This window comes from Microbacterium sp. T3-8, from assembly GCF_055398145.1.
In genome coordinates this window covers 3,218,751-3,229,529 of the sequence record NZ_AP027918.1, presented here as the reverse complement: position 1 = coordinate 3,229,529, position 10,779 = coordinate 3,218,751, and the positions used below count along the sequence as shown (strand labels likewise).

9 protein-coding genes are annotated in these 10,779 nt (G+C 67.4%); all 9 read left to right on the top strand.

Annotated elements, in window-relative coordinates:
• Positions 1 to 21: 21 nt before the first annotated feature.
• The 9 genes from ACZ5Y9_RS15525 (at position 22) to ACZ5Y9_RS15485 (ending at position 10,767) form a co-directional block, all read left to right on the top strand.
• Positions 22 to 1,266, top strand: a complete 1,245-nt coding sequence (locus ACZ5Y9_RS15525; RefSeq protein ID WP_464471754.1) for a glycoside hydrolase family 1 protein — start codon at positions 22 to 24, stop codon at positions 1,264 to 1,266.
• Between the two features lie 27 nt (positions 1,267 to 1,293).
• A complete protein-coding gene (locus ACZ5Y9_RS15520) occupies positions 1,294 to 2,652 on the top strand; it encodes an MFS transporter (RefSeq protein WP_464471753.1) in 1,359 nt (452 codons plus the stop codon).
• A 27-nt stretch (positions 2,653 to 2,679) separates the two neighbouring features.
• Positions 2,680 to 3,507 (top strand): SDR family NAD(P)-dependent oxidoreductase, encoded by an 828-nt coding sequence (locus tag ACZ5Y9_RS15515; protein WP_431738618.1) that lies wholly within the window; start codon positions 2,680 to 2,682, stop codon positions 3,505 to 3,507.
• 78 nt (positions 3,508 to 3,585) lie between these two features.
• Complete coding sequence (gene uidA / locus ACZ5Y9_RS15510) at positions 3,586 to 5,379, top strand: beta-glucuronidase (RefSeq protein ID WP_464471752.1); 1,794 nt, start codon at positions 3,586 to 3,588, stop codon at positions 5,377 to 5,379.
• A 29-nt stretch (positions 5,380 to 5,408) separates the two neighbouring features.
• Positions 5,409 to 6,647: a D-mannonate dehydratase ManD gene (gene manD, locus ACZ5Y9_RS15505; RefSeq protein WP_056514692.1), complete on the top strand. Its 1,239-nt coding sequence runs from the start codon at positions 5,409 to 5,411 to the stop codon at positions 6,645 to 6,647.
• Positions 6,644 to 7,159 carry a gluconokinase gene (locus ACZ5Y9_RS15500; protein ID WP_464471751.1) on the top strand — a complete coding sequence of 172 codons (516 nt, stop codon included), beginning with the start codon at positions 6,644 to 6,646 and terminating at the stop codon, positions 7,157 to 7,159. The genes manD and ACZ5Y9_RS15500 overlap by 4 nt, the downstream gene beginning before the upstream one ends.
• A 23-nt stretch (positions 7,160 to 7,182) precedes the next feature.
• Positions 7,183 to 8,220, top strand: coding sequence for a LacI family DNA-binding transcriptional regulator (locus tag ACZ5Y9_RS15495; RefSeq protein ID WP_187250228.1), 1,038 nt, complete (start codon positions 7,183 to 7,185; stop codon positions 8,218 to 8,220).
• 143 nt (positions 8,221 to 8,363) lie between these two features.
• Positions 8,364 to 9,803 carry an MFS transporter gene (locus ACZ5Y9_RS15490; protein ID WP_285364556.1) on the top strand — a complete coding sequence of 480 codons (1,440 nt, stop codon included), beginning with the start codon at positions 8,364 to 8,366 and terminating at the stop codon, positions 9,801 to 9,803.
• The gene (locus ACZ5Y9_RS15485) at positions 9,745 to 10,767 is read left to right on the top strand and encodes a Gfo/Idh/MocA family protein (protein WP_464471750.1); all 1,023 of its coding nucleotides are present in this window, start codon (positions 9,745 to 9,747) and stop codon (positions 10,765 to 10,767) included. The genes ACZ5Y9_RS15490 and ACZ5Y9_RS15485 overlap by 59 nt, the downstream gene beginning before the upstream one ends.
• Positions 10,768 to 10,779 lie beyond the last annotated feature (12 nt).

Genomic DNA, 10,779 nt, shown 5'->3' with positions numbered 1-10,779 from the left:
TCCGATCGAGAGGATCCCTCAATGACGAACTTCCCCACCGGCTTCCTCTGGGGCGCCGCCACCGCCGGACACCAGATCGAAGGCAACAACGTCAACAGCGACTGGTGGGAGCGCGAGCTGACCATGCCCGGCATGGAGCCCTCAGGCGACGCCGTCGACAGCTATCACCGCTTCCGCGAGGACATCGACCTGCTCGCCGACGCCGGCCTCGACACCTACCGGTTCAGCCTCGAGTGGTCGCGCATCGAGCCGGTCGAAGGCCAGTTCTCTCGCGCAGAGCTCGCGCACTACCGTCGCGTGATCGACTACTGCCTGTCGCGCGGTGTCACGCCCTTCGTCACGCTGCAGCACTTCACGACGCCGCGGTGGTTCGCGAACGACGGCGGGTGGACGTCGCCGAAGGCCAAGGATCGGTTCCTCAGCTTCGTGACCCAGGCCACCACGATCCTCGACGGCGTCGAGTGGGTCGCGACCATGAACGAGCCGAACATGCAGGCCGCCATCATGACAGCGATGCGTCGCATGGCCGCTCAGGGCGGACAGTGGCAGAGCCCCACGGTCGAGGCGGATGCAGTCGAGAGCGACGCACCTGCGGAGAAGAAGGAGGAGAAGAAGCAGCACGGCTCCTTCCTGCAGGACGCAGACCCCGAGATCGGGCGCGCGTTCGTCGAGATCCACCATGCCGCCCGCGAGATCGTGCGCGCCAAGACGAACGCCAAGGTCGGCTGGACCATCGCCGCAGGCGCGCTCACCGCCGCACCCGGCGGTGAGGAGAAGCTGAAGCAGATCCGCTACGGCAAGGAAGACGTCTACTGGGAGGGATCCCGCGGCGACGACTTCGTCGGCGTGCAGGCGTACTCGTCGCAAGAGGTCGATGCGGACGGGCTCGTGCCGCACCCGCCGCACCCCGACAACACGCTGGTCGGCACCGCGTTCCGCCCCGACTCGCTCGCCATGGCCGTGCGTCACGCGTGGGAGGTCTCCGAGGGCGTCACCGTGATCGTGACCGAGAACGGCATCGCCACGGCCGACGACACCCAGCGGATCCGGTACACGGATGCCGCGCTGCGCGGACTCGCCGACACGATCGAGGAGGGCATCGACGTGCGCGGTTACCTGCACTGGACGTTGCTCGACAACTTCGAGTGGGGTCACTGGGCTCCGACCTTCGGTCTGATCGCCGTGGATCGGGAGACGTTCGTGCGCACCCCCAAGCCGAGTCTCGGTTGGCTGGGCGAGGTCGCGAAGCGCAACGGTCTGGCCTGACCGGAGCCGCAGACAGAGGCCGGGCAGATGACCGTCGACGTCGACGATCCACAGGGCGAAGGCCCTGCGGAGGCTGCAGGGCGCGTTCCCGAGGGCAACCTCGCGCTCCCGCAGCCTCCCGCCGCGCCCCTTCCGGAGTCCTCCGGTGGGGATGCGGCGGGGTATGTCTCGGGGTGGTCGATCGCTCTGCTCGTCGCCGCGACCTTCGGGGCCGGCATGGCGATGATCGTGCCGATGGCCTATTCGCTGGCCGTGCGACTCGACCAGCTTGCGCCCGGGCGCACCGAAGCGCTCGGCATCGTCCTCGCCGTCGGCTCGGCGGCCACACTCGTGCTCGCGCCTCTCACCGGCATCCTCAGCGATCGCCTGCGCAGCCGCTGGGGGCGGCGGCGTCCGTTCACGGTGATCGGTCTGCTGATCGGCGCGGCCTCCGTGCCGGTCATGGCCCTCGCCCCGAATCTCACCGCCCTCACCATCGGCTGGACGCTCTCGACCGTGGGGTGGGGAACGGCGGCTGCGTCGCTCGGCAACTGGCAGGCGGATCGTCTGCCGCCGCACCAACGCGGCCGCGTGTCCGGCCTCACCGGCGTCACCATGCAGGTCGCGCCCGTTGTCGGCATCATCCTCGTCGGACTCTTCCGCGATCAGGTCATCCTCGTGTTCGCGCTCCCTGCGGCGATCGGTGTCGTACTGGTGATCGCATTCCTCGCGGTGGTGCACGACCCCGACAGCAGGGGGATGCTGATCGAGCGGCGGCTGACCGTCGGCGGACTGCTGCGGAGCTACGGCTTCGATCCGCGTGATGCCCCGGACTTCGCATGGAACTGGCTCGGGCGCTTCATCTTCTTCTCCGGGCTGACCCTCACCACCAGCTTCACCGTGTTCTTCGTCGCCCAGCGCCTCGAGCTGCGCGTGCCCGATGTCGCCGGAGTGCTCGCGATCGTCTCGGCGTCCAGCATCGTGACGGCCACCGTTGGCTCCCTCGGGGGCGGATGGCTGAGTGACCGGGTAGGCAGGCGCAAGCCGTTCATCCTCGCGGGTGCCGCTCTCTTCGCGGCGGGATGCAGCGTCTCGGCGTTCGCCCACGACCTGCCGACGCTCATGGTGGGCACCCTGCTGAACTCCCTCGGCATCGCCACCTTCTCGGCTGTGGCTCAAGCCCTTCTGCTCGACGTGCTGCCCGATCGCGAGAGGGAAGCGGGTCGCTACATGGCCATCGCCCTGTTCGCGCAGAAGATACCCGGCGTCTTCGCGCCGGTGCTCGGCGGGGCGGTGCTGGCCATCGGTGCCGGCGCCGAGAACTTCACCGCGCTGTATCTCCTCGCTGCCGCGCTCGCCTTCGCCGGCGGTCTCCTCATCACCCTCTCGGTGCGCAGCGTCCGCTGAGCATCACCCATTCGAAACGGAGCAATGATGTCCTTTCCCTTCCCCGACGTCTCGTCGACCCCCCTCGGCTCGCTGATCGATCTGACAGGACGCACCGCGCTCATCACGGGAGGCGCTCAGGGCCTCGGCCGTGCCATCGCGGATCGGCTCGCCGAGGCCGGTGCGAGCATCGTGATCGCCGACCTCGACGAGGGCCGTTCGCGAGCGGCGGCAGACGAGATCGGCGAGCGCTTCTCGGTGCGGACGGTGGGCGTGCGCATGGATGTGACCGACTCGGCGTCGGTGGCTGCGGCGACCGACGCCGCGGCGGCTGAGGTCGGTGCTCCGGATGTCTGGGTGAACAATGCCGGAATCTTCCCCAGCCAGTCCCTGCTCGAGATGAGCGACGAGACCTGGGAGCAGGTGTTCGCCGTCAACACCCGAGGTGTGCGCAACGGTGCTCGCGAGGCGGCCCGTCGGATGCCGCAGGGCGGCGTGATCGTCAATGTCGTCTCGACCGCAGGCTTCCGGGGGACTGCGCCCGGTCTGTCGGCCTATGTGTCGTCGAAGCATGCGGTGCGGGGGCTCACGAAGCAGCTCGCTCTGGAGCTCGCTCCCCAGGGGATCCGCGTTCTCGGTGTCGCTCCCAGCTACGTGCCGACCGAGGGGAACATGGCGATGGCAGCTGCGGCGATGGAGCAGATGGCAGCAGCCGGCATCGACCCCTCGACCATGCCCTCGGCGATGTCGCAGAGTCTGATCGGTCGTCAGGGCACGCCCGACGACATCGCGCGGGTGGTGCTGTTCTGCGCCAGTGACCTGTCGGTGGTGATGACCGGCAGCACGCTGCTTGCGGACGCCGGAGAGACCATCTGAATGGCAATCGGTTGCCATTTCTTCCGAACTCTGCTGTACTGAAACCAAGAACGCAAAGAAGCGCACGAAAGGCCCTTGATGCTCAAGCCCATCGCCACCGCGACCCGCGACCTCGTCAAGCTCGACGGGGTGTGGAAGTTCGGGATCGATTCCCGCCTGCCGGAGGAGCCGTGGCTCGCCCGCCTCGACACGCCTCTCGAGGCCGCAGTCCCCGCCAGTTACAACGACCTCTTCACGGATCCCGCCATCCGCGACCACGTGGGCTGGGTCTATTACCAGCGGTCGGTGCAGGTACCACGCGGCTGGGCAGGGGAGCGCATCCTCCTACGCTTCGATGCGGCGACCCATTCGGCGAAGGTCTACGTCGACGACCGGCTGGTCGGCGAGCACATCGGCGGCTACACGCCGTTCGACATCGACATCACGGATGCCGTGAAGCCGGGCACCGCGTTCCGGCTCACGGTGGCCGTGAGCCCTGACCTCACGAACACCACCATCCCGCCGGGAAAGATCGAAGTCGGCATGACCGGCGCCAAGACCCAGACGTACTTCCACGACTTCTACAACTACGCGGGGCTCGCGCGCTCGGTGTCGCTGTACTCGCTGCCGCAGGTGCATGTCGACGACGTCACGGTCGTGACGACGTTCGAGGGCTCGACCGGATTCGTCGACTACCGCGTCGAGACCGTCGGCGTTGCTGCCGTGCGGGTGAGCCTGGCGGATGCCGCGGGCAGTGTCGTGGCGACGTCGTCCGGCCCGGAGGGCCGTCTCGAGATCGCCGACGTCGTGCTCTGGAAGCCGGGCGCCGCGTACCTCTACGAGCTGACGGTCGAGGCCGTCGACGGAGACGACGTGCTCGACACGTACTCCGTGGCAGTCGGTGTGCGAACGGTCGCGGTGCGAGGCGAGGAGTTCCTCGTGAACGGCGAGCCGTTCTACTTCACCGGATTCGGCAAGCACGAAGACACGTTCGTCCGTGGCAAGGGTCACGATGACGCCTACATGGTGCACGACTTCCAGCTGATGGAGTGGACGGGCGCCAACTCGTTCCGCACCTCGCACTACCCCTACGCCGAGGACGTGCTGGACTTCGCCGACCGCCACGGCATCCTGGTCATCGACGAGACCGCGGCCGTGGGGCTCAACATGGGTGTCGTGGGCGGATTGACTGGTACCCCGCCGTTCCCCACCTTCTCGGAGCAGTATGCCGGGGCGGAGACGCACGCGGCGCACGCGCAGCACCTGCGTGAGCTGATCGGACGCGACAAGAACCACCCGTCCGTCGTGCTGTGGTGCATCGCCAACGAGCCCGCGTCGAACGAAGACGGTGCACGCGAGTACTTCGAGCCGCTGGTGAACCTGGTGCGCGAGCTCGACCCGACGCGCCCGATCACCTATTCGATGGTGATGTTCGCGACCTTCAAGAACGACCAGATCATCGACCTGTTCGACGTCGTGAGCCTCAACCGCTACTACGGGTGGTACATCAACGCGGGCGACCTCGCGACGGCCGAGATGTATCTGCAGGGCGACATCCAGGGCTGGATCGACCGCACGGGCAAACCGATCATGATGCTCGAGTACGGCGCCGACACGATGCCGGGCCTGCATTCGGTGTGGGACCAGGTGTGGACCGAGGAGTACCAGACCGACCTGCTCGCGATGTACCACCGTGTCTTCGATCGCTTCCCGCAGTTCGTCGGTGAGCAGATCTGGAACTTCGCCGACTTCGCCACGACCAACGGCCTGCACCGCGTCGGTGGCAACAAGAAGGGCATCTTCACCCGCGAGCGCCGGCCGAAGTCCGCCGCATTCGCTCTGCGCCAGCGCTGGCGTGGGCTCGACGGACGCAAGCCCGGCGCGGACGCCTGACCTACCGCCTTCACGCAGAGGAGAAGCACATGACCATCGACAGGGCCGACGTCATCGTCACGAGTCCCGACCGCAACTTCGTCACGCTCAAGATCACGACCGCAGACGGCGTGACCGGACTCGGTGATGCGACGCTGAACGGGCGTGAGCTCGCGGTCGTCGCCTACCTCACCGAGCACGTGGTGCCGTTGCTGATCGGCGCCGACGAGTCTCGCATCGAAGACACCTGGCAGTTCCTGTACCGCAGCGCATATTGGCGTCGCGGACCCGTGACGATGGCGGCCATCGCAGCCGTCGACATGGCGCTGTGGGACATCAAGGGCAAGGTTGCCGGCCTCCCGGTCTACCAGCTGCTGGGCGGTGCCAGCCGCAAGGGTCTGATGGCGTACGGGCACGCTTCGGGCAAGGAGCTGCCCGAGCTCTTCGACTCCATCCGGGCTCATCAGGAGCAGGGCTACAAGGCGATCCGGGTACAGACCGGAGTCCCCACGCTCAAGGCGATCTACGGCATCGCCTCGCAGTCGGCCGACACCGGGGGCGGAGAGGCTCGGTACGACCACGAGCCCGCCCGCCGCGGTGCCAAGCCGGTCGAGGAGGACTGGGACACCCGCGCCTACCTGAACCACCTCCCCGGTGTGTTCGAAGCGGTGCGCAACGAGTTCGGCCCCGACATCCCGCTGCTGCACGACGGCCACCACCGGATGACGCCGATCCAGGCCGCGCGGCTCGGCAAGGATCTCGAGCCCTACGATCTTTTCTGGCTCGAGGACTGCACTCCCGCCGAGAACCAGGAGGCGCTGCGCCTCGTGCGCCAGCACACCACGACGCCGCTGGCGATCGGCGAGATCTTCAACACGGTCTGGGATTTCAAGGACATCATCCGCGATCAGCTCATCGACTACGTGCGTGGAGCCGTCACCCACATGGGTGGCATCAGCGCCCTGAAGAAGACTCTCGACTACGCGGCGATGTACCAGATCAAGTCGGGCATGCACGGGCCGACCGACATCTCGCCGGTGGGCATGGCGGCGGCGATGCACCTCGGTCTCGCGATCCACAACTTCGGCATCCAGGAGTACATGCAGCACGGGTCGCGCACCGACCAGGTGTTCCAGCAGTCGTTCACCTGGACCGACGGCTACCTGCACCCCGGCGACAAGCCCGGTCTGGGTGTCGACCTCGACGTCGACGAGGCGGGCAAGTACCCGTACGAGCAGGCCTACCTGCCCTACAACCGGCTGCTCGACGGCACCGTCCACGACTGGTGAGCGCACACGCATCGCCCCCGGTCGTGGTGATGGGGGTCTCGGCCGCCGGCAAGTCGACAGTGGGGCGCCTGCTCGCGACCGATCTGGGCGTCGAGTTCCTCGACGCGGACGACCTGCATCCCGCATCCAACCGGGCGAAGATGAGCGCGGGCACACCGTTGACGGATGAGGACCGGATGCCGTGGCTCGACCGCATCAGCGATGAACTCGCCGCACGGTCGGCATCGGGGTCAGTGATCGCGTGCTCGGCGCTCCGGCGGGTCTATCGGGATCGGATCCGCGAGCGGGTGCCGGGTGTCGTGTTCGTGCACCTGCACGGCAGCGACGAGCTGCTCGCCGAGCGCGCGGCCGGCCGAACCGATCACTTCATGCCTCCTTCCCTGCTTCGATCGCAACTCGACACCCTCGAAGCGCTCGACGCCGACGAGGTCGCGGTCGTCGTCGACGTCGGTCGCCCGCCCGCGGAACTCGCCCGCGCCGCCGTCGAATGGCTCGAATCGCACCGGTCATGACACGCTGGGAGCTGGGAGGAACCATGGACGACGATCTGCCCGGTGAACTCGCGGAGCGCATCCGGCGTCGCGGCGGCGCCGCGACCATCTACGACATCGCGGAACTCGCGGGTGTGAACCCGTCGACGGTGTCGCGCGCGCTCAGCAAGCCCGGTCGCATCAGCAAGAAGACGGAGGAGAGGATCCGTCTCGCCGCCGACCGCCTGGACTTCCAGTTCAACCCGATGGCGCGTGCCCTGCCGACCGGACGCAGCCACACGATCGGGTTGATGGTCGCGGACATCACCAACCCCGTGATCTTCGGCATCGTCCGCGGCGCGGAGCACACGGCAGCCGCGGCCGGATACACGCTGGTGATCGCCGAATCGCAGGAGTCCGGTGAAGCGGAGGCCGAGGCGGTCTCGCGGCTGCTGCCGAGCGTCGACGGGCTGATCCTGGCGACCACCCGTCTGGCTGACGAGCGGATCCTGCGGCTGGCGGAGCGCAAGCCCGTCATCCTGATCAACCGGCAGGTCGACGGCGTGGTCGGCGTCCTCCCCGAGGTGGAGCAGGGTGTCGCGGACCTTGTCGCCCATCTCGCCGACCTCGGTCACCGCTCGATCGCGTATCTCTCCGGCCCCGAGACATCGTGGATCAGCCGACGACGGTGGGAAGCTATGCTCGACGCCGCCGAGCGCCTCGGCCTGGCAGTCGTCGAGATCGGCCCGCACATGCCGACGATCGACGGCGGTCGCGAAGCTCTTCGTCGAGTGCAGGCATCGCGGGCGACCGCCGTCATCGCGTTCAACGACCTCATGGCGATCGGCCTGATCCAGGCTGCGTCCGCCGCCGGCATCCTCGTGCCCGACGGACTGAGCATCGCGGGGTTCGACGACATCTTCGGCAGCGAACTCATCGTCCCTGCGCTGACCACCGTGCGCGCCCAGTTGCAGCTCGCAGGGGAGCGCGCGGTCGGTAAGGTCCTCGAAGCTCTGGGCGATGCGACCGAACCGGTCAGCGACGATCCTCTCGCGACGACCCTGGTGGTGCGGGGAAGTACAGGGCGCGCTGCTCGGAGCTGAGTGCCGTGCGGTGCGCTGACGTCTTTCCGTGAACGTGGCAATCGGTTGCCGAATGCGTCGATCTCTGATTTGATGTAAGAGGCTCAACAGTGAGGCGGTCTGGAGATTTCGATGACGAATGCACAGCTGCAGGGAGCTCGGTCATGAGCGAGCAGATCACGCATCGCGCCGGTGAGGAATCCCGATGGACCTCGAACATCGGGGTGCACTACGACGCGAAGAAGCCGCTCTCCCGATACATCCGCTGGTACCTGCTGCTCTCGCTGGCTGTCTCGGCAGTGTGGGCGGCGACGAACGGCATCCTCATGCCGAACCAGATCCAACTGCTGGAGTTCGGATCCTTCTTCAATGGGGCAGACGCCGGCGTCGACCTGCAGGCTCTCACCGAGTTGGGTCGCGCCGTCGCTGCCGGCGAGGTCACTCCTACGACGGATCAGACCAGACAGCTCGCCCTGCTCTCTGACTTCGAAGCAGCGCGAGCGAACGGGCTGGCGCTCGTCACGACGACCAGCGCCATCATCGTGATGATCCTCCAGCCGGTGATCGGCGTGCTGTCCGACCGTACACGCTCCCGCCTCGGACGCCGGGCGCCGTGGATCCTCTACGCCGGACTGATCGGCGCCGTTCTGTTGGTCGCTGTCCGGTACGCGCCTTCGCTCGTGGTGCTCGTCGTGCTGTGGTCTGCCGCCGAACTCGCGCTGAACGTCGCAGGAAACCCGCTGCAGGCCACGGTCGCCGACAGAGTGCCGCGCGACCGACGCGGCCGCGTGACGTCGTGGACGAGCATGGGCTCGATCATCGGTGGAATCCTGGGTGGAATCGGCGCCGGTGCACTGTTCGGACTCGTCGGGCTGGACTTCTATCTGATCCTCGGCCTGCTCGTGGCGATCGCCACAGTGCTCTTCGTCACCCGGAACCGTGACGCGTCATCCGTCGATGTCGAGCGTGAGCCCTTCGCCTGGAAGCCGTTCCTGCTCGGCTACGCGAGTGCTCTCAAAGCCCGCAACTACCGGTGGCTGTGGATCTCGCGCGTGCTCTTCTTCTTCGGCTACAGCACGTCGACGGTGCTCAATCTCTACATGCTGCAGAGCTACGTGCGCCCCGCGCTGAGCGCCGCTGAGGCATCGGCGATGGTGCCGATCCTCGGGCTCGCGGGCATCCCCTTCACGCTCATCGCCGTGGCGATCTCGGGGCGGCTCTCCGACCGTGTCGGCCGTCGCAAGCCCTTCATCGTCGTTGCGTCGCTGCTCATGGCGGTGTCGATGGCGATCCCGCTGATCTCGCCGACGCTCCCGGCCCTCTTCGCCCAGGTGATCATCACTGGCCTCGCCTTCGGCATCTACCTGCCGGTCGACAACGCGATGTTCATCGACGTGCTCCCTGATCCGGCGCGCGCAGGGCGGGATCTCGGTCTCGCGATCGTCGCCATGAACCTCGGTCAGGCGCTGGCACCGGCGCTCGCTGCGGTCGTGGTCTCAGCGACCGGCGGGTATCAGCTCGTCTGGGGAGCCGCACTCGTGCTCGTTGCCCTCGCGACGCTCACCGTGGCGCCGATCCGCGAGCGGAAGGCCGTCGATGCCTAGGTGGGGCATCATCGGCACCGGCGACATCTCCGATCGCCTCGTCTCCGATCTGCTCGCCATCGGCGGGGACATCAGCGCTGTCTGGGGGCGAACCGCAGACCGCGCGTCGGACTTCGCGACGCGGCACGGCATCCCGTCGTCGACCGACGATCGGGCAGCGCTGTTCGCTCGCGACGACGTCGACATCGTCTACATCGCCACCCCTGCCGTCACGCATACTGCGATCACGCTCGAGGCCCTCGACGCGGGTAAGCATGTGCTGGTCGAGAAGCCGATCGCGACCTCGGCCGCTGACGCCGAATTGCTCTTCGCCCGCGCGGCTCAGGTGGACCGATTTCTCATGGAGGCGATGTGGATGCGGTTCAACCCGCTGCACGTCGAGATCATCGATCGGATCGCCGCGGGAGAGCTCGGTGCGATCAGAAACGTGCGGGCGAGCTTCGGCACCCCGTTCTTCCCGCGCCCGGGCAAAGAGCGGCCGGAGGACGGCGGAAGCATCCTGCGCGACAGGGGGATCTACCCGGTCACGCTGGCCCATTGGTTCCTCGGTGCGCCCGACGTAGTGCAGGCGCGAGGAGTCCTCTCCGAGGAGGTGGATCTCGCGGGGCATGCCACGCTCGAGCGCGCCGACGGTGCCTTCGCGCAGCTCGCCTGGTCAGGAGTGGACTTTCTCGATCTCTCGGCAGCGATCAGCGGGGAGCGTGGCTGGATCACGCTGGATCCCATGTTCTGGGCAGGCAGCGATGCCCGAGTTCATGCAGGGTCGGCGGAGCGCATCTTCCGCGAGCCGGAAGAGGTGCGGCATCCGCGAGTGGGCAACGGTTACGGCGCGATGCTCGAGGCCGTGACCACGGCGATCGGATCCGGCCTGGGTGAGCACCCTTGGCACGATGCGGCGACGACGATCTCGATCACCCGCACCCTCGACCGCATCCTCGCGGACATCTCCTCCGAGTCGCGCTGATCGCGGCCCGAC